This window comes from Ruegeria sp. BG6 (genome assembly GCF_056538465.1).
In genome coordinates this window covers 101,361-120,505 of the sequence record NZ_JBQFTB010000015.1, presented here as the reverse complement: position 1 = coordinate 120,505, position 19,145 = coordinate 101,361, and the positions used below count along the sequence as shown (strand labels likewise).

General features: G+C 58.0%; 20 protein-coding genes. 6 read left to right on the top strand and 14 right to left on the bottom strand.

Features of this window, described 5'->3' with window-relative positions:
- Nucleotides 1-230: 230 nt before the first annotated feature.
- Nucleotides 231-800 carry a carboxymuconolactone decarboxylase family protein gene (locus ACR0JW_RS20905; protein ID WP_480714391.1) on the top strand — a complete coding sequence of 190 codons (570 nt, stop codon included), beginning with the start codon at nucleotides 231-233 and terminating at the stop codon, nucleotides 798-800.
- Between the two features lie 185 nt (nucleotides 801-985).
- On the opposite strand, the gene ACR0JW_RS20900 is transcribed toward ACR0JW_RS20905, so the two are convergent.
- The gene (locus tag ACR0JW_RS20900; protein WP_480714393.1) at nucleotides 986-1,192 is read right to left on the bottom strand and encodes an L-rhamnose isomerase; all 207 of its coding nucleotides are present in this window, start codon (nucleotides 1,190-1,192) and stop codon (nucleotides 986-988) included.
- 87 nt (nucleotides 1,193-1,279) lie between these two features.
- Between ACR0JW_RS20900 and ACR0JW_RS20895 the strand changes: the two genes are divergently transcribed.
- Nucleotides 1,280-1,498: a hypothetical protein gene (locus ACR0JW_RS20895; RefSeq protein WP_170681969.1), complete on the top strand. Its 219-nt coding sequence runs from the start codon at nucleotides 1,280-1,282 to the stop codon at nucleotides 1,496-1,498.
- Between the two features lie 651 nt (nucleotides 1,499-2,149).
- On the opposite strand, the gene ACR0JW_RS20890 is transcribed toward ACR0JW_RS20895, so the two are convergent.
- The 7 genes from ACR0JW_RS20890 to ACR0JW_RS20860 all read right to left on the bottom strand — a co-directional run bounded on the left by ACR0JW_RS20890 (nucleotide 2,150) and on the right by ACR0JW_RS20860 (nucleotide 10,420).
- Entirely contained in the window at nucleotides 2,150-4,237 is a 2,088-nt protein-coding gene (locus tag ACR0JW_RS20890; RefSeq protein WP_170681970.1) for an AAA family ATPase, read from the bottom strand.
- Nucleotides 4,238-4,450: 213 nt separating this feature from the next.
- The gene (locus ACR0JW_RS20885; protein WP_170681971.1) at nucleotides 4,451-4,633 is read right to left on the bottom strand and encodes a hypothetical protein; all 183 of its coding nucleotides are present in this window, start codon (nucleotides 4,631-4,633) and stop codon (nucleotides 4,451-4,453) included.
- Between the two features lie 349 nt (nucleotides 4,634-4,982).
- On the bottom strand, nucleotides 4,983-5,504 hold the full coding sequence (locus ACR0JW_RS20880; protein WP_170681972.1) for a DUF2478 domain-containing protein: 522 nt from the start codon (nucleotides 5,502-5,504) through the stop codon (nucleotides 4,983-4,985).
- A gap of 72 nt (nucleotides 5,505-5,576) precedes the next feature.
- The gene (locus ACR0JW_RS20875) at nucleotides 5,577-6,242 is read right to left on the bottom strand and encodes an NnrU family protein (protein WP_170681973.1); all 666 of its coding nucleotides are present in this window, start codon (nucleotides 6,240-6,242) and stop codon (nucleotides 5,577-5,579) included.
- A gap of 105 nt (nucleotides 6,243-6,347) precedes the next feature.
- Nucleotides 6,348-8,411 carry an ABC transporter permease subunit gene (locus ACR0JW_RS20870; protein WP_170681974.1) on the bottom strand — a complete coding sequence of 688 codons (2,064 nt, stop codon included), beginning with the start codon at nucleotides 8,409-8,411 and terminating at the stop codon, nucleotides 6,348-6,350.
- On the bottom strand, nucleotides 8,408-9,460 hold the full coding sequence (locus ACR0JW_RS20865; protein ID WP_170681975.1) for a betaine/proline/choline family ABC transporter ATP-binding protein: 1,053 nt from the start codon (nucleotides 9,458-9,460) through the stop codon (nucleotides 8,408-8,410). Before ACR0JW_RS20865 ends, ACR0JW_RS20870 begins: the two co-directional genes overlap by 4 nt.
- Nucleotides 9,461-9,469: 9 nt before the next feature.
- Nucleotides 9,470-10,420, bottom strand: a complete 951-nt coding sequence (locus tag ACR0JW_RS20860; protein WP_170681976.1) for an ABC transporter substrate-binding protein — start codon at nucleotides 10,418-10,420, stop codon at nucleotides 9,470-9,472.
- 414 nt (nucleotides 10,421-10,834) lie between these two features.
- On the opposite strand from ACR0JW_RS20860, the gene ACR0JW_RS20855 reads away from it, so the two are divergent.
- Together ACR0JW_RS20855 and ACR0JW_RS20850 are read left to right on the top strand one after the other, a co-directional pair.
- Nucleotides 10,835-11,497, top strand: a complete 663-nt coding sequence (locus ACR0JW_RS20855; protein WP_480714392.1) for a DNA-3-methyladenine glycosylase I — start codon at nucleotides 10,835-10,837, stop codon at nucleotides 11,495-11,497.
- Between the two features lie 42 nt (nucleotides 11,498-11,539).
- Nucleotides 11,540-12,226, top strand: a complete 687-nt coding sequence (locus ACR0JW_RS20850; RefSeq protein WP_170681977.1) for a hypothetical protein — start codon at nucleotides 11,540-11,542, stop codon at nucleotides 12,224-12,226.
- Nucleotides 12,227-12,232: 6 nt separating this feature from the next.
- Here ACR0JW_RS20850 and ACR0JW_RS20845 read toward each other — a convergent pair whose 3' ends face one another.
- On the bottom strand, nucleotides 12,233-12,634 hold the full coding sequence (locus ACR0JW_RS20845) for a c-type cytochrome (protein ID WP_170681978.1): 402 nt from the start codon (nucleotides 12,632-12,634) through the stop codon (nucleotides 12,233-12,235).
- Between the two features lie 96 nt (nucleotides 12,635-12,730).
- Here ACR0JW_RS20845 and ACR0JW_RS20840 point away from each other — a divergent pair, with 96 nt between their 5' ends.
- Nucleotides 12,731-13,168, top strand: coding sequence for a DMT family transporter (locus tag ACR0JW_RS20840; protein WP_170681979.1), 438 nt, complete (start codon nucleotides 12,731-12,733; stop codon nucleotides 13,166-13,168).
- On the opposite strand, the gene ACR0JW_RS20835 is transcribed toward ACR0JW_RS20840, so the two are convergent.
- The 3 genes from ACR0JW_RS20835 to ACR0JW_RS20825 form a co-directional block, all read right to left on the bottom strand.
- Nucleotides 13,152-13,838, bottom strand: coding sequence for an ABC transporter ATP-binding protein (locus tag ACR0JW_RS20835; protein WP_170681980.1), 687 nt, complete (start codon nucleotides 13,836-13,838; stop codon nucleotides 13,152-13,154). The genes ACR0JW_RS20840 and ACR0JW_RS20835 overlap by 17 nt on opposite strands.
- Nucleotides 13,831-15,126: a lipoprotein-releasing ABC transporter permease subunit gene (locus ACR0JW_RS20830; protein ID WP_480714390.1), complete on the bottom strand. Its 1,296-nt coding sequence runs from the start codon at nucleotides 15,124-15,126 to the stop codon at nucleotides 13,831-13,833. Before ACR0JW_RS20830 ends, ACR0JW_RS20835 begins: the two co-directional genes overlap by 8 nt.
- A gap of 83 nt (nucleotides 15,127-15,209) precedes the next feature.
- Complete coding sequence (locus ACR0JW_RS20825) at nucleotides 15,210-16,196, bottom strand: DUF6492 family protein (RefSeq protein ID WP_170681982.1); 987 nt, start codon at nucleotides 16,194-16,196, stop codon at nucleotides 15,210-15,212.
- A 334-nt stretch (nucleotides 16,197-16,530) separates the two neighbouring features.
- Here ACR0JW_RS20825 and ACR0JW_RS20820 point away from each other — a divergent pair, with 334 nt between their 5' ends.
- Nucleotides 16,531-16,890, top strand: a complete 360-nt coding sequence (locus ACR0JW_RS20820; RefSeq protein WP_170609968.1) for a hypothetical protein — start codon at nucleotides 16,531-16,533, stop codon at nucleotides 16,888-16,890.
- A gap of 9 nt (nucleotides 16,891-16,899) precedes the next feature.
- Here the strand turns inward: ACR0JW_RS20820 and ACR0JW_RS20815 are convergent, their stop codons facing one another.
- Together ACR0JW_RS20815 and proS are read right to left on the bottom strand one after the other, a co-directional pair.
- A complete protein-coding gene (locus ACR0JW_RS20815) occupies nucleotides 16,900-17,793 on the bottom strand; it encodes a glycosyltransferase (RefSeq protein WP_170681983.1) in 894 nt (297 codons plus the stop codon).
- Complete coding sequence (gene proS / locus ACR0JW_RS20810) at nucleotides 17,777-19,117, bottom strand: proline--tRNA ligase (protein WP_170681984.1); 1,341 nt, start codon at nucleotides 19,115-19,117, stop codon at nucleotides 17,777-17,779. The genes ACR0JW_RS20815 and proS overlap by 17 nt, the downstream gene beginning before the upstream one ends.
- Between the last annotated feature and the right edge of the window lie 28 nt (nucleotides 19,118-19,145).

Here is a 19,145-nt window from a genome sequence, read left to right as displayed (position 1 = left end):
TAAACAGATAGCCCAATGTAAGCGATGCAATCGACAGGTGTCCCGCAAAGTAGACATCCGTTCCGATTGGGCGAACGACCGCAATGCGGACGAAACGGCCGTTCGATGTGCTTGCACCAATATCAGGTTTCACGCCCACACACATCAGAGCAACCCTTTGGAGGATCGCTTGTTCGCCAAAACGCAGATTTCCACTACGGTACAATCAGATGATTTTGTGAGGATTTGATATGAAACGCCTGTTTCCATCCCTGCCCGACGGTGCGAGTCTTAGCCATATTTACAGCGCTTTTCCCGAAAAACTTGGACCACTGTCCGAGTACCAAAACAGGGTCATGAGAGGTGAGAGCGAACTCAGCATTGCTGAACGCGAGATCATTGCTGCGTATGTTTCGGGTTTGAATGCATGCGCGTTTTGTTTTGGGGCGCATAAGGTACACGCCAAGGCTTTTGGCGTTGAAGTCAGCACCATCGAGGCGATGATGAATGACCTTGAAAATGCCGACATTGGCGACCGGCTAAAGCCAGTGCTGTCCTATACTGGCAAGCTTACGACCACCCCATCGCGCATGACCGAAGCCGACGCAAAAGCTGTTTTTGAAGCTGGCTGGACTGAGAAGGCACTTTTTGATGCGATACAGGTCTGCGGGCTTTTCAATTTAATGAACCGCATGCTGGAAGGGACCGGCATCACTGATTATCATTCCGATCCCCAAATGGTCGAAGAAGACGTTCTGGATAATCTTCGCAGCAAAACGTGTTATGTTGATTTGGGGAAATCTAGCGGCCTATTTGAGTGATCATCGTTTGGCGACCGCTGGCTCAGTGCGGTCGTTAGGCCAATTCATTGAACGACTGCTCTGCGGACGAAGCTGCCGTTAGCCGCAACGCGGCATGTTTAACCCACATGAACACCCGCTTCGCGGACAAAGCCGCCTTTGGATCGATTGACTAATACGCGTCCGCTGACGCTTGCTTGATAGGTCTACAGCGAGCCAAAAAGGGAAACGCAGCAAAGCGCGTTGTGCCTTTCGCAGAATTCCTGCCTGACTACTGCAAAAGGTAGGTCTTTGAGCATTTCAGCAAGAATGAGGCGATTTGTGAAATCCAGCGTTGCTTCCGCATCCTTGAGTTCTGCCTGCGGTATGAGAGTTGAACGCAGCAAGGCCTTCTGCATGTTCCGGGTCCCAATAGCTGACGGGTGCGTCGTTAGATCCGGGGATTACCTTGCGGGTCGATTGTGCGGTGCGCCGGAAAGGTGCGGCCTTGGGTGCCGCGATTGTCGGTCATCACTGCATTCATCGCGCGGCTTTCCAATGCTGCGAACTGTTCAAACAGTGTCAGCTGCCAACCTCACTTTGACCAATGTTGTATTGCCAAGCCGGATGCACCGCTCGCAGCGCCCGATCAAACAATCAACGTCGAACGGTTGGCTGTACTGTCCCAGATAGCTGACCTGTACCTGATCGATCTGACCGCACGTTTCGCACCGGTCTAACGCTGTCGCCAGATCGGCATTGGCTGCTGCGAATTGGCCTTGACGCATGTTGGCTGGCTGCATGGCTGGCGATCCTCTGGTCCTTGGGTGGGCGTTTTCGTTTGCTGGGCATAGTCGATCCATAGCAAGGGGCACGCACAGGCTGAGGCGCGTGTCAGGGGGTATTATGTTACCTTATCATAATTCGGCAAGGATTTTTACAATACCGGATAGATCGATCCAATCCGACGTAATTAGACGGTAATTTGATCCCCAAAAATCAATGTTGTGCTGATAGATCGTCGCAGTCGCTATCGGTCAATTTGTGTCAGTTTCAAAAAGATTCTCGACCCGTCGCGGTAAGCGTCCCTACGGTTGTGTTTCGGACCACCCCGCCCCAAACGATCCACGGCCCAATCATCATCGGTCCGTCATCGATCCACCATCGATCAGTAATTATCTGCTGCCGATCCACGGGCGATCCGCTGTTGGAATACTAGGGATTTTATCGATCAGTAATTATCCGATAATTTATCGATCCATCCCCCAATACCATACAAGTATAAGTATAGTAGTGTGTGCGCCAAGCACACTACTATATACGTAGTATATAGGGGTTGGCGGGCGGATGGTTGGCGGTAGGTTGGCGGACGGGTTGGCGCAAATTACTGATCACGATAATTTCCGGAAAATATACGAACGACGCTTATAATCCGAGTTTGTTATTTCCTGTATTTCGATCACGCCTTTATTGAATAATCTATCCATCGCGATCTGGAATTGCTTTTTCGTGATCCCATTACCAGCATCGGCAAACACTTTCGGCGCATAGATCATACTGGGTGATGCGCTGACATAACGCTGTTGACCATTCCGTTCATCCAGCATCCGCATGAACTCAGCTTCCCACAGGATCATCGCTTCATTGTCTTCTGCGATCTGCGGCGCACCGGACGGATGGAACATTCCACCATCCCATCTGATCCGCAGCCGGTGATCATCCGATCCGTAATTCGCTTTCATGTGTTCCACGACCCGGCTTTTGGGGTCGGGTTCCATTCCATCCGGGGCAGCTTCACGGGTCAGGTACAGACGGGATCGGACCTTGTTGTGCCAAGACGTACTGCCAGATGTTCCGTCACCGGATGCCATGCCCGACTTCGATGGATGGGCCAGCAGGATGACAGCACAATTGAATTCCTTCGCCATGCCGATCAGCAACTGAACAAACTGGGTGCCTTCGGACCGGCTGTTTTCATCCCCAGCAAACAGGTCGGCCAGCGTGTCCAGCACGATCACTTCGGGCTGCACCTGCATGGCCTGTTCCCTTATCCGGTGGAATAGTGGCATTGGTTGGACGATCCCGTCGAAGCCGGTTTTTGCCATGACCGCTTCCTGACCCATCAGCGACCAGATACGCAGGTTGCCCACCATGCCAAGATTGATGCCCAGACCGGCACTGATGTCCACCATGCGGCGATGCAGTTCATCCATGTCGTCTTCCACGCTGATGAACAAAGCACCCCCAACTGACACATTCTGACCGACCCACGGCAAGCCGGTCGCAATGCAGGTTGCCAGTTGCAGGGCCAGCAGGGATTTGCCGACACCACCATTCCCGGTCAACAGCGTCACATGCTTGCGCGGCACCAGATCAGCAACGGTCCATTCACGGGGCTTCGGGGTATGTTGGGCCAGATCACAGGCGTCGATCAGATCGGGCACCAGAACGCCGTCCATGTCCCAGTCGGGTATGTCGGCCCATGGATCGCCTTCTGACCCGCTGACGGGCCGCATTTGGGCCGCAGCACGCTCGAAACGCCGCTGTCCCATGGCTACGCCTAGCTGTGGCGGCAACTGGCCACCAAAAGCCGCACGCACGGCTTCGTGCAGGGTGCCAAACGTGATGTCTTCCGGGTCCAGTCCCAGATACGTCTTCATGGTGAATTCGGGGTTGTTCTTCGGTGCGCGTGCGGACCATTGGGCGAACAGGTCCGCACCGGCATTGCCCAGACTCGCTTTGACCGCGTAGCCGATTTCAAGCCAGGGGTCATATTCCAGATCATTGTTCGGCAGGGCTTCCAAAAACAGGCGTACCAGTTCGGGCGGCACCGGGTCGGTTATGCTCTGGGCCTCGCCCTTGCTTTTCATCACGCCACGACGCTTCAGGATCGCGTCACGGACCGCTGGGGCGCACTGTGGCGGCAATTCATAGCCCGGCAAGGGTGCAAACGTCAGGACAGCCCCCCGCGTGCCGTTGGCGAAAAAACCAGCGCAATTGCGTTCACCAGATTTGTGTTGGTCGTCGCCTTCCATCCGTTCCATCAGCAGGCGGATGCCGGTGCCGCTGGCGGACACTTCGGCATAGGTCTTTGCGGCACCCAGCACTTCCAGTGCCCACGGTTCGATATTGCCCGTCACCGGGTCGCGGCAATTGTCCAGATCGCCAATGGTCAGGACGCTGTCGGGCCTGGGCAGGTATCCGATCGCATAGCCTTCCGCCTTGCCGCATGGCTGCAAGGTTTGGACCAGATGGACCGCTTCGGCGTAGGTGTAATGCGCGGCATATACGACCGACACCGGGGCATCAAAACGGACGCGTTCTTCCCAATATTCTGATGGAATCAGATCGGTCGGAAATTTACCCACTTTCTGACCTTCACGTTGGTGCAAACCGAAGATCAGCCAATTGCGTTCTTGGAACGCGCGATCCCAAGATGTTTGCTGGTCGGGCTGGATGGGTGTTATATTGCTTGGCATCTGACGATCCTTTGGCATTGGGGTTGTTGTTTTGTTTGCCCCCGACCCACCACAGGCCGGGGGTTTTTCGTCACCGATGGATCGCGTCAGTTCAGGTCAGCCACACCTGCCACCATCGGCCCTTTGGCTTTTTTAGAGCGTAAACAACGCTCGTATTTCATCCGGCATCCCAGCACGCCACGCAGCCTGATAAGCAGCGCGCTCCGAATTGGACTATTGTGAAAACACGATGTAACCAGCCGTGCTTTCCCGCAGACGTTCCGGCGTCCAGCGGTGCTTTCGGATCATGTGTTTGGTTGCTTGCTTCAGGTATCCACCGCGTTCAGCGGCACGGTATGCGCCCCGGCTGTCCCGCTTCCATTCGCTCGGGTGCCGGTAGCGTTTCGCGTCGGCCAACACTCTGGCCTTCGTCCAATTTTTATACAGTCTAGGCATGGGGCCAGCATCGGCACAACCGGCTGGCCTGACAAACAATAAATTGCTATTAGTCACATGTTATCAATGACCTATGACTCTCTAACTTAGGGAAAATCAAATGGACTTGGACGCCATCATTCAGCAGCGGATCGACGCAATAATTGCCGAAAAGCTGGGTATCCGTGAACACGACGCAGCCAAAATTGCAAATCCGTGTACACCGGTTCGATTCCGGTACTCGCCTCCATATCTTCCTGCGAACAATCGATAATCCTGACTGAGCACGTTGTCACGAGGGTTCACCGCCGTTGAAGCGAGAATGGCTGACTCAGGCCGCTGTCGCGCGTTGGGCCGTTACCTGATTGAACCAGCTGACGATCTCTTGCAGGTCAGGTGTGATTTCCTCAGCGGTGCCTCCTGTGAACTCCTGAAATTTCTCGTTGTTCAGGCCGTTGACACCGACCAGAACGGGAATATCCCGCGCCAGGGCTTCAGCGATGACAGGGCGGAAGCCGCGGCCGTCCGCCTCGTGTTTGCCGAACTTATTGATAATCAGAAGCTGCGGATTGTCGTCCAGAGAAGCAGTTACATATCCGACGGCCTGCTCCAGCGCGGCCGGGTCAAGACGGCAACCGCGCGACTGGGTGCCCAGAGACTGGGAAATCCGAATGGTCTCACCCGCTGGCAACACCCGGACGTCCATATCGCATTTGCTGCTGTCCGCGCATTCGGTGTTGGTCTGAACCACACCAGCCAGTCGCGCGTCAGCGTTCAGAAGATGCTCGGCCACAGCGCTCAGCAGGCGGTCGGTTGCGCCGCGATCGGTGGTGGTGACATAGGCCAGGTACATTCAGAGACCCTCTTCGTACAAATACATGACATTCCAGATAGCACGCATGTCTGTGCTCGGCCACACCTCGCGTCAAGGCAGAGGGGAAAGGCCAATCACAGGTGTGTGCAGGTGAAGCAGAACCGCAAATACGGCAAGCGCGACAAGACCGGACCATTTGCCCGGCCATGGGCGCGGTGCGCGTAGCGAGAAGCGCGCGGTGTTGCGCGACAGACGCGTCCATTCGATACCCATCGCCCGCGCCTTGCGGCGGTCGATCAGCGCCATACCCATTACAGCGAAACCCGCGAATAGCCCGAAAAGGATGACATGGGACAGGCTGCCATTGGCCAGTAGGTGCGCGCCGGCCCACAACATCAACGCTGCCAAAACCGGATGGCGCGTTGTGCGCAGGATGCCCGGGTTCTCGGGGTCAAAGGCGCGGTGTCCCAGCCCTCCGAACGAAAACGGGTTCTGGATCGACAGCCCCACTATGGCCAGCCAGCAGGCAATCGGCATGATCAGCAGCGGTATCCAGCGAAAGAGCGCAAAAGGCGGTATGACTTCAACATACGGCGCCCGCGCGGCCGCGACGACAAGCCAGCCCAGCACCAGCAGGGACAAGGCGGAATAGGTCGCGAAATACCGCCTGCGCCCCATCGTTTCGATCAGCCTGCCACGCACGGCGGGACGAGCCGGGACAACGTGGGTCAGAAGGAAGGTGATCAGCGCTGCAAGGAAGAGGGCCCAACCGGTCATGATAAACTCCGAACATATTGCGCCCGGTTTAGGCTGCGGCGCGGGGGTGGTCCTTGTCCGAAATCAAGTCGGGCGTAGGGGCAGATACGCTGCCCCTGCCCTTGTTCACAAGCCCAGTGCCTTACGCCGTTCTTCGGCAAAGCCCTGCACCATGCGGTCGGCAATCAGCGCCAGGATTGCCATCGCGGCACCAGCCGAGATACCAAGCCCCACATCGGCCTGCCCTAGCGCCAGATAGATCGACTGGCCCAGACCGGTTGTCCCGATCAGCGCAGCAATCACCAGCATGGCAAAGGCATAAAGGATGGTCTGGTTCAACCCCAGCAGGATGGTCGGCGCCGCGTAAGGCGCACGCACGTCACGCATGATCTGCCACTCGGTCGCGCCGCTTGAAATGGCGGCCTCCATCATCTCTTCCGGCGTATTGACAAGTCCGTGCCGCGTGTAGCGGATCATCGGGACGATGGCATAGGCGCAGATCGCCAGAAAGGCAGAGAACTCGCCAATCTGAAACACCATCAGCACCGGGATCAGAAACACGAACAGCGGAATCGTCTGCAGCATGTCACAGATCGGGCGGACGATTTTCCACACCGGCTCCCACACCGCGCTGGCCAGACCGATCAGCCCGCCAACAACGGCGCAGGAAAACACCGCCGCTCCGCTGAGATAAAGCGACAGCAGCGCTCTCTCCCACAGGCCCGAGATGAGGATGGTGCAGAGCAGCCCCACCGACAGCGCTGCAAGACGCCAGCCGCCCGCAACCCAGCCAAGGGCGGCTGTTCCGGTCAGGACAAACGGCCAAGGCAAGTTGGCAATGCCGGTTTCCAGCATGCCAATCAGGATCAACACGACCAGTCCGCCGGTCAGGTGCCCGCGCCACGCCATCAGCAGGGTGATGCCAGCACCGGCCGCGAACAGGCCATAACTCATCCCAGGTGTCCACTGGAACCCCCAGGTGAAAGGCAGAACCGCCTGATCAAGACCGATCCGCAACGGCAACAGAACATAGAACAGCGAGTTGTTCTTGAGCGCATCCAGCCACGGTCCGTTCGCCTGTGTGAACGCCGTCAGACCGCTGTCGACCGCTTCGGCCATGGGGTCCAGAAGCGTCAGTTCGGACGGATTCGGAAGCCATGCCCAAAAGGCGGCCGTGAACAGCACGGTAAAGCCCAGGACAGCCCAAACGACGCGTTGGTCATAACGTTTGCGCTCGGTCGCCAGAGTGCCGCTCATCCGGTCGATCACCACGGCGAAAACCACAATCACCAGACCGGCCAGCAGGGATTCACCGAATTGCGCCTTGCGCATGGTCAGCAGAACCTCCCAGCCGATATCGTTGAACCCGCCGATGACTGCGGCGATGATCACCATCGACAGCGCCGCCATCAGACATTGGTTCACACCAACCATGATCTGCGTCGCGGCGGCGGGGATTTCCACCTGAAACAGTTGCTGAAACCGGGTGCCGCCGGACATGATGGCAGCCTCTTTGATTTCGGGCTCGACCCTTTCGAGGCCCAGCATCACGTTTCGCGCCATCGGCGGCGCGGCGTAGATTGCCGAGGCGATCAGACCAACAACGGGGCCGAAACCAAAGAGCAGCAGCAGCGGCGTCAGATAGGCAAAAGTCGGCACAGTCTGCATCACGTCCAGCACCGCCTGCACAAAGGATTTTACCTTTGGCACCTCATTCGCGAGGATACCGATCGCTCCGCCAACGATCAGCGCGACCGGCACCGAGACAGCGACCAGCGCCAGGGTGTTCATGCTCTCGGCCCAGTAGCCTGAGGCCAGGACAAAGCTGAGGCCGAAGAACCCCAACGCCGCCATCGGCAAGCCGCCGAGATACCAGCCCAATGCCGTGACAAGACCGATGAGGATCGGCCACGGGGTATTGGCAAGCACATAGTTGGCCGCATTCATCGGATAGGTCATCAGATCGGAAAACAACCGCATGGCGGGTTTGATACCGTTCAGGAACCAGTCCAGGAACGCGCCCACCCATTGGGTCGCGGGCAGTTCCCACGCGGTGGGCCATTTCACCAGCCACGGGGCGACGCCTTCCAGTGCAAGACAGACGGCACCGACGATCACGGTGATCAGGGCCGCCTGCGCGCCTGCGGTCAGCCGCGCCCGATGCGCAGGAATATCCGTAGCCGCGGTCATGTGTCATCCACCTGAAGCGCGGCAGCCAGATCCGACGGGTGGACACTACCGACGATGTTGCCTGCCTCGTCACGCACAGGCACCGGTTCGTACAGTTCCATGCAATGTGCAAGGGCGGCGTCCAGCGTCATCGCCGTGGTCAGTCCCGGATCATCCGGCCCACACTCACTTTCGCCTCCGCGCATGACCGAGGCGACCTTGGCGTGCTGGCCCTTGGCCACATCTTTCGAGAATTCGCGCACGTAGTCGTCGACCGGGCGCAGCACGATATCCGTGGGCGTTCCGATCTGAACGATCTTGCCATCGCGCATGATCGCTATCCGGTCGGCCAGCTTCAGCGCCTCTTGAATGTCGTGCGTGATGAAGACGATGGATTTCTTCAGCGTCGCCTGAATGCGCAGGAACTCATCCTGCAACTGGCGGCGGATAAGGGGGTCGAGGGCCGAAAACGGCTCGTCCAGAAACCAGATATCGGGATTCACGGCCAATGACCGTGCGATGCCAACACGCTGGCGCTGACCGCCCGAAAGCTGGCGCGGGAAACTGTCTTCGCGGCCTTCCAATCCGACCAGCGATATTACTTCCTGAGCGCGGGCCAGACGTTCCTTTTTGCCAACACCCTGAACACGCAGCGGGTAGGCCACATTTTCGGCAACGGTCATGTGCGGGAACAGACCAAAATGCTGGAACACCATGCCCAGCTTCTTGCGGCGCAACTCGGTCAGCGTCTTCTTTGATGCGCCAATGACATTCTCGCCGTCCACATGGATTTCTCCGCCCGTTCCAGGCAGCAACTGCGAGATACACCGGATCAACGTGGACTTGCCCGACCCCGAAAGCCCCATGATGACGAAAAGCTCGCCCTCCTGGACTTCAAAATTCGCGTCCTGAACGGCCGGAATCAACCCTTTTTCGCGCAGATCGGCGGCGGCTTTGTCAGAGTCGTTCCCTGACCGAGACAGCGCGTCGGTCAGGGCTTTGTCAGCACCAGGGCCAAAGACCTGCCAGAGATTCCGGCAGGCAATGGCTGGCGTGTTTGCGTCAGTCACTTATGCGGCTCACTTGGTTGCCGCGTCGACGACCGGACGCCATTTGCCTTCGTTCTCGGCCATCCAAGCGGCGACAACTTCTTCGACCGAGCCGCCGTCAACGTCGATCGCACCCATCATCGGCTGCTGGTCTTCGACCGCCAGTTGGTAGTTGGTCAGGATCTCGTACGCGGCCGGCCATTTCTCCTCCATGCCGCTCCAACCGGCTTTGAAGATACGCGAAGGCGAGAAGTCGCAATCATTCACCGCGTTCGGGTTCGGACCCCAGGCCGGATCGTTGAAGCAAGCCTCTTCTCCCGCAGGCAGGTCAACGAATTGCACGTCATAGGCCGACATCGCCCAGTGCGGCTGCCAGAATGTGATCAGCAGCGGCGACTTGCGTTCAGTCGAAGCGCGCAATTCCGCGATGAGAGCACCTTCCGAGCCCGCAGGAACCGCTTTGAACGGCAGTTCAAGACCCGTCATACGATCCGCGCCGGGTGTACCCCAGTCCGCAGGATAGTCGACCAGACGCCCGCCGGGCAGTGTCTCGGCCGTGGCAAAGACCTGCGCGCAGTCTTTCAGCGCTTCCCAAGCAGGCAGGCCGGGGCACAGATCGGCCACATGGGCCGGGTATGCGATGCCTTCTTTGGCATCCAGCCCAAGATCGCCGATTTCGACCACGGTGCCTTCGTCGATTTTCTTGGCATATTCGTCCGACACGTTGGACGACCAGATTTCCAGCGTTGCGTCGATGTCACCATCGGCCAGCGCCTGGAACTGGTTCATCATGCCTGCCGTCACGTATTCAACGTTATATCCTGCGGCCTTCAGCATCTCGCCCGCGACATGCGTTGTAACGTGCTGACCGGTCCATTCGTTGATCGCCAGCTTGATGGGCTCGTCCACGGCGCCCAAATCCGCCGCCTGTGCCGATCCCGCGACCGCAAGGGCCAAAAGGCTTACACTCAGTTTTTTCATGATTTTTCTCCCTGTCTTCTTTGTTTTGCCCACCCCGACGCGTTTTTACGCCGGCTGACTTGTCTGGTGACAATACCATGTCGCAACATGCACAAATTTAGCCGGAAAAGGAAAGTGAACACTGACACCAGAGCTAAGCTAATTTCACTTTTTTGGCGCGATTTCCCCCACCCGCTTTGCAACGCAACTGCACCGTCCTGGCTTGTTGTTGAGGTTTGCCAGGGCACCGGATATTGATTGACGAGTCAATCACAAACCCGAATCCCCTGTTTTGTCGAGCATTTCTTTGCAAAACCGTCTAAATTTCTGCATTTCTCAATACTCGCGATCTATTGAACCCGGCCAACCGGGCGCCACTTGCCCTCTTGCCAGAAAGGAACAAAAAGGAAACACTAGCGCCGGAGGAACCGAATGATGCGCCATTTTGACGAAATCTACAGCATTGCCGCCGGCCGGCATGGCGGCCCTGACAGGCTGGAGGAAAAGCTGAGCAAACCCAAAAGCGCCGCTGAGCTGGCCGCCATGCCGGACGACCGTTGGTTGTCGACAATAACAAAGACCATTTTTCAGGCGGGATTCAGCTGGAAAGTCATCGAATCCAAGTGGAATGGGTTCGAAACGGCATTTGACGGATTTGATGTCGGGCGGTGTGCCTTCATGGACGACGAAAAATTCGACAGCCTGCTGCAGGACACGCGTGTCGTGCGCAACGGAACAAAGATCGCCGCCGTTCGGGACAACGCCGCGTTTCTGCTGGAACTGCGTGAAGAAGGCGGAGCGGGTCAGGTTCTGGGAGGCTGGCCTTCGCACGACTACATTGGCCTGCTGGCCATGCTGGCCAAACGCGGGGCGCGCCTTGGTGGGGCGTCGGCTCAATATGCAATGCGGTTTGCCGGGCGTGACAGTTTTATATTGTCACAGGACGTCACCGCGCGGCTGATCGCCGAAGGCATCATTGACAGGCCCGCTACGTCGAAAAAGGCAATGGCCGCAGTGCAGCAGGCTTTTAACACATGGATGGAGCAATCCGGCCGATCGTTGACAGAAATCAGCCGTGTTCTGGCAATGAGCCTCTAAAATCACCTTGCAGGCGGAATGCGTCGTACTAGGCTGCAAGGCATGATCACTCGCGTTATGCTAGTCGCCCTGTTTCTGCTTGCGTCCTGCAGCCGCCCGCTGACAGAGACCGAACGCGCGTTTACCGATACCATTCAGGGCAAAAGCCTGAACATTGATCGCGTCAGACTTGTCGATGGCGCGCCCGTGCTGCCCATTACATACTACCGCGAGTCGCGACCGCGTCTGGCCTGCCGGGATCGCATTCTGCCACCGGCCGAAGAGGGGCTTGTTACCAGCACCCCTGCCGCAGTGGCCCTGTTCAACCGGGTCTATTTCTCGCGTGACTGGTATCTTGAGAATTACATGTCCGGATTTCCGGACGAAATGAACCTGATAGCCGCGATGCTGCTGGCCCATGAACTGACCCATGTCTGGCAGTGGCAGAACCGCGAAACCACCGGGTATCATCCTTTACGCGCGGCGGCAGAACATGGCGGACGCAAGGATCCCTATTTGTTCGACCTCGCAACTTCGCCTGACTTCCTTTCTTACGGGTTTGAACAACAGGGCGCGATCGTCGAGGAATATGTGTGCTGCCGGGCGCTGGATCCCCAGGCGGCCCGCACGCAGCGTCTGCACGACATGCTGGGTGTGCACTTCGACCTGTCACCGCTGCCCGAGAAGGGGCGCGAGCGTGACGTCGCCCTGCCGTGGCGGGGCGCGGAAATCAACGGCATTTGCAGCTGATCACCGTCACTTTTGCAGCGTTTCCAGATAGGCGACCAGATCGACAATCGGCTGGCTCGTCAGAATAGGCTGACCATCATGCGTTTTGATGGCCGTGTCCTGCCCTTCGAAGAACGGCCCATACACAGGCATCGGGCTGCCGTGCGAGACCAGAGGATCGCGCCCGTCGATCCGTGCCACAACTCTTGCCCGTGGAAACACCCCATTGGCACCCGCCAATTTGGTCAGGTCAGTGGGCTGAATAACCAAAACACCGGCCATCGGACCCTGACCCGTTGCTTCGATCCCGTGACAGGTGGCGCAGTGGCGCAGGTACAAATGGCCACCATTTTCGGCATCCTGCGCTGGCGCTTGCGACGCCAGAAAGACGGCTGTCAGAAATGTGACCCGGGCGGCGGACATTTTCATCGTAATCTCCTGTCAGGATTGGCAATTGCAGGCTTGCCCGTTCTGCGGCTAGGGGCAATGATCCAGATCAACGCAACAAGGGCAAAGGATCGGGCAATGACACAATACGCAGCCATCATGCTGGCAGCCGGGGTCGGCGTGCCTCTGCTGGCGGGTCTGAATGCGGCCTTGGGTAAACTGATCGGGTCGCCGACCACGGCGGCGGTGGTTCTGTTCGCCGTTGCCCTGACCGCTTCGGCGCTGGTCATGTTGGTGTTTCCCGGCTTCGACGCGCTTTCAAAAGTTTCAGAAGCCCCGAAACACCTGTTCCTCGGCGGCGTTCTGGTCGCCTTTTATGTGTTGTCCATCACCCACGTGGCCCCGCATTTTGGCGTTGGGAACGCAGTGTTCTTTGTCCTTCTGGGCCAGTTGATCAGTGCAGCCGCCATTGACCATTTTGGTCTATTCGGCGCCCAGATCACACCGCTGACCTGGATGCGGGCGGGCGGAATCGCCGTCATGGCAGTTGGCGTCGCCATCACTCAACTGGCTTGAGAACACCGCCGTCCAGCCGCACGATCCGGTCCATCCGCGCGGCCAAATCCGGGTTGTGAGTGGCGATCAACGCCGAAAGCCCCTCACCCCGCACAAGTGACATCAGCGCATCGAAAACCTGATCCGAGGTCTCAGGGTCCAGATTGCCGGTCGGTTCATCCGCCAGCAGAACGCGCGGCGCATTGGCCAGCGCCCGGCAGAATGCAACGCGCTGTTGCTCTCCTCCTGACAGAGCCGCCGGGCGATGATCGGCGCGGGACGCAACCCCAACCCGCGCCAGCAGTGACATGGCCCGTTCACGGGCAGCTTTTTCGGATACACCATTGGCTAGTTGCGGAAGGGTTATATTCTCAAGCGCCGTGAATTCCGGCAGCAGATGGTGGAACTGATAGACAAATCCCACATCGCGCCGCCGCAACGCTGTGCGGGTACGGTCGCCCTTGCCCGAGGCATCCTGACCCGCAATTTCAACCGATCCGGCATCTGGGGCATCAAGAAGCCCGGCAATATGAAGCAGCGTCGACTTTCCCGCACCCGACGGTGCCACCAGCGCCACAGCCTCACCCGCGCGCAGTTCCAGATCTGCACCGCGCAGAACCTGAACCTCGCCCGGCGTGCCCCTCAGATAGGTCTTGGTCAGACCGTTCAGCCGCATCGTCAAATCATTCATAGCGCAGCGCCTCAACCGGGTTCAGCCGCGCCGCGCGACGAGCAGGGAAATAGGTGACAAGAAAGGACAGACCCAACGAAAGCGCGACCGCCTTGAGCACATCGGTCAGGTGCAATTCGGCGGGCAAAGCGTAGATGCCGCGAATGGACGGATCCCAGACACCGCCGCCCATGACGTAGTTCACGAAGGAAAAGATCGGATCGATATAGATGGCGAACAGGCATCCAAGGACCACGCCCATCACCGTTCCGATGATGCCGGTAAATGCGCCGCAAATGAAAAACACCCGCAGAACGGACCCTTCACTCAGACCGATGGTGCGCAGGATGCCGATGTCCCGCCCCTTGTTCTTGACCAGCATGATCAGGCCGGAGACGATATTCATCGCCGCGATCAGCACCAGGATCGACAGGATGATGAACATCACGTTGTCCTCGACCTCGAGCGCACGCAGGAACCCGCCCGAAGCGTCCTGCCATGTCCAGATCTGGCTGCGTTCGCCTGCGGCTTCGAGTATCGGTATCAGGATCGGGTTGAGAGTCTCGGGCTGCGTTACCATTACCTCGATCTCGTCCGCGACACCTTCGCGGTTGAAAAAGCTCTGCGCCCTGTCAAACGGCATGTAGACCCTGGTCCGGTCAGTATCGTAGCGGCCGGCCGAAAAGACATAGACCACGCGGAAAGCATTCACCCGCGGCGACGTGCCAAAGGCGGTTTTGACCCCGTTGGGCGAGGTCAGCTTGATCGTATCGCCGACGGTCGCGCCAATGCTGCGCGCGACACCCGAACCCAGGGCAACAACTTCTTCGCCGTCCTGAAACCCGGACAGATCACCAATGGCTTGTTCACTTTCAGCAATACCCGGCAAATCACGCAGATCGTCGGGGCGAATGCCAAAGACCTCGACCCCGCTGCTGCGGTCGCGGTTGGTGATCAGCACTTGTCCCTTGACCAATGGCGCGGCCCGCTTGACCCCGTCAACCTGCGCGATCCGCGCAGCCATGCTGTCAAAATCCGCAATCGTCCTGTCCACGTTGCCCTGCTGGCCGATCTGGCCAGCCGAATAGACGGTGACATGCGCGTTGGCACCCAAAATGGTACCGACAAACTCGGACCGGAACCCGGACCGCACCGCCAGGGTCGCGATCAGGGCAAACACGGCCAGAGTGATCCCGATCAGGGAAATCCAGGTCATCACGCTGACGCCGCCTTCGGCGCGGCGGGCACGCAGATAACGCCAGGCGATTTTCCATTCAAAAGGGGCAAAGGGCGGGGGTGTGGTGGCCATGCCTGCTCCGGTTTTTCTGTTTGCGGCGACCCTTTCGGCATTTGCCCGGATGGTCAAGCGACTTGTCGCCGCCAGTGACTGTGCTAGCCGGAAAGGGCCGAAGTTCGATCCAATACAGCCTTTGTTCTGGCCGGGTCGCTGATGCCGCGGCTTTCCAATGCTCGGAATACCCGTTCGCGGAGATCATCGGGTAGTTTCGAAACCGCCCGATTGTGCAATCCAAGGCTGAGTGACTGCGGATCGTCCAGTCGTGTCACCTGCGCGCTCAGAACGTCCTGCGAATAGGTAGGCCACAAACCGACGCTGTTGTTTTCAATCGGCTGAAACCAAGGTCCGTAACCTTCAGGTGAGCCCATACAAAACGCGTTAAGTAGCATGAACTCGGAAGGCCGCCGCCGCGACGCAAAGAGAGCCTGCACCGAACCGTAACGCGCATTGATTTCGTCCAGCAGCGCCAAAACAAGTGATCGTCGGACCGGGAACGGTGTCGCAAAGTTCGTTGTTTCAAGATCGGCGGTATCGGGCTTGTTAACCCCAAGTGCCTCCAAACTCTCAGACAACCAATTGCGGTGAAAATCGCTTTGAACCGGAATGAACGGGATTTGGGCAGCGCCATCCTGTGAAAAGAACTCAGATTGCTCGAAAGCGCGCAAAAACACGTTCTTGGTATCCAAGATAACGATATTCTCGGCACCTGCCACGCGTGCGGCACCCAGTTTCAGCACCTGCTGAGCGCGATACCCGTTGTTGCCCCGCCACCCGCCTTTTCGGGCAAACGGAATCCGGAAACGGTTCTCGATCAGGACCCGGTCACGCCAGGGCCGTTCTGAACAATGCCCGGTGCCCAGCAATACGTCGTCGCCGCTTAGCACCTTAACCTTGGGCAGCAACGGGCCATAGGACGGCAGGATTGGATCGATCTTCTGTCTGAGCGACGCCTCGTCAATGTCGTTCATGATGACATGGATCGATGCGACGCTTCGGGGGTCAACGAACCGGGCAAATGACAACGCCTGCAATTCCAGCAAGGGATAGTCCTTGGAATACACAACCGTTGCAAAACTCAGCACGCCCGTATCCCCCGTCTGAACCAGACCGATTTACCACTCTGATATCTTGTGTCCAGCCCGGCAATTGCAATGCCGGAACGAATCAAACGCCGTCTTTCCGCCAGGGAGGGCTCGGGCTTAAGGCGACAGAGCAACAAGTGGGCTACACCAATAGTTGTGACATCCTTCACAGACAGCGCTGAATTGTTTCACCTATGATATCAATGCGGGTATTGCGTGAATTATTGAACTCAAAATGCAACATTTTCAGAGTAATTTTATTTCAAATTTTGATTATTCTGAGAAATTTTGACACCCTGTATTGGGGGAACACATTTCAGAGCGGGGGTCGCTCATGTTAATTAAGCGGAAGACTGAGGTGTCGGGTTCTATTGTGGCCCGAACGGCATCAACAGAACTCGATTGCGAAACAGCGGCTCTGCTGCGCGCAGCAATCCGCCCGTTATTCGCCAGCGCGGCAAGCTGGGGTAGCCTGGCGGACATCCTGAAAGACAAAGGATACAGGCTGGCATTCCGAAAGGGCCGCCTGTGCATCACCGACAGAACATCCGGCGAGAGGGTTTGCGGACTGCGTTTTCTTGGGTTCGAATTCAAGGATCTGGTGCGTAAGCTTGGGCGTCCGATTGTCGTCGCCCATGGCGGGCAGGCAGATGGAGAAGTTCTTGCGGCACGTCCATCCCGGAACGGCACTTGAATTAAGAAACTAGAACTTTCGCCAAAACTGCACCGAACGGCGCAGGGTCTTTAACAGGCAATGGCGCGCGGCACGTTTTATCGCCTCGGGCGTATCGGGTCGACGCAGAACTTCAAGCATCAGGTTGGCCGGCATGTGTCCGCGCCGATAGTACCCAAAGAAATCCTGCTGCGTCAGCTCATGGGCCGTCTTGAAATCCGCGTAGTATTGCATCCAGACACGGGCATAGTCCTGCCCTGTTGCCTCATCGTCGCTGGTCACACCTCTTTCCCAGAACAACGAGACCGGATCATCCATCCGCTCACCCTGATAGCCGCCGCCGACCAGGCGCAGCATCAGGTCGTAATCGGCGGCAACGCGAAACTGCGTGTCATGTCCGCCCAGTGCAAGAAAGACATCCCGTTTAATGAAAACCGAGTTATGGCAGAACGGCATCCGCTGCAGGACCGCCGTAAGTGACATCCGTTTCTCCCGGCTTTCGTATCCGTCCGCGTGTTTGCGCAGTGTCGACCCGAACAGGAAATCGGGCGCGGTTGCCTCAAGCCGATCCGCCGCCATGTTAAGCACATCATCTGACGCCAGAGCGTCGTCCGAGTTCAGGAACAGCAGATACGTTCCGCGCGCGGCCTGTGCCCCCTTGTTCATCGCATCGTACAGACCGGCATCCGGTGCGCTGATCACGCGTGTACGCAGGGCGTCTGCCGTCGCCTCATTCAGAAACGCAGTTGTTCCATCCGACGAAACGCCATCCTGAATGACATGCTCGGCCCGAACGCAGTTCTGCCGCGCCATGCATTCGATGACGCCCAGAAAACTGTCCTGCCGCCCTTGGGACAGCAGGTTGTAAGTCGCCGTGATCACCGAGATCAGCGGCGTGTCGGTCTGCTCAGGCGATCTGCTCATAAATCCCGGCGATCTTGGTGACCGCGGCCTCGGGGCTCAGTTCCTCACTTTCGCCGGTGCGACGGCTGGTCAGTTCGACCACGCCGTTCTTCAGGCCGCGCGGACCGACAGTGATGCGCCACGGCAGGCCGATCAGGTCCATGGTTGCGAATTTGCCCCCTGCCCGCTCGTTGCGGTCATCATAAAGCGGCTCAAGCCCCAGCGCGGTCAGTGCCTTGTAGATCTTGTCGCAAGCCGCATCCGCTTCTTCATCACCCTGTTTCAGGTTGACGATACCGCAATGGAACGGGGTCACGCCCTCGGGCCAGATGATGCCCTTGTCGTCATGGCTGGCTTCGATGATCGCGCCGATCAGGCGGCTTACACCGATGCCGTGGCTGCCCATGTGAACCGGAACCGGCTTACCGTCGGGGCCTTGCACGGTTGCACCCAGCGGTTCGGAATACTTGGTGCCGAAATAGAAGATCTGGCCGACCTCGATTCCGCGCGCCACGCGGCGGCGCTCTTCCGGGATCTGGTTGAACAGCGCCTCGTCATGGGTTTCGTCGGTGCGCGCGTATTTCGAGGTGAACTCCTCGAGGATCGCCTGACACTGCTCGCGGTTGTCATAATCGATCTCGCGGTCGCCAAAGGTCAGATCGGTAACGGCGCTGTCATAGAAAACTTCGGACTCGCCGGTATCAGCCAAAACCAGGAACTCATGCGTGTCGTCACCACCTATGGGGCCGGAATCGGCGCGCATCGGGATGGCTTGCAGCCCCATACGCTCGTAAGTGCGCAGGTAGCTGACCAGATGGCGGTTATACGCGTGCAGCGCGTCTTCCTTGTTCAGGTCGAAATTGTAGCCGTCCTTCATATAGAATTCACGACCACGCATCACGCCGAAGCGGGGGCGGATTTCATCGCGGAATTTCCATTGAATCTGATAGAGGGTCAGCGGCAGATCCTTGTAGCTGCTTACATGGCCACGGAAGATGTCGGTCACCAGTTCCTCGGCCGTTGGCGTATACAACATGTCGCGCCCGTGACGGTCCTGCATTCGCAGCATTTCCTGACCGTAATCGTCGTAACGTCCGGATTCCCGCCACAGGTCCGCGGATTGCAAAATAGGCATCTGGATGGCGATATGACCCGCCCGCGCCTGTTCTTCATGGACGATGTTTTCCAACTTGCGCAGAACTTTGAAACCCAACGGCAGCCACGAATAAATCCCGGCCGTGGCTTGCTTGATCATCCCGGCACGCAGCATCAGCCGGTGGCTGACGATCTGAGCCTCGGAGGGGGTTTCCTTGAGAACGGGCAGAAAGTAACGGCTGAGGCGCATTGTATGACCTTCAAAGGTGAGAATTCGA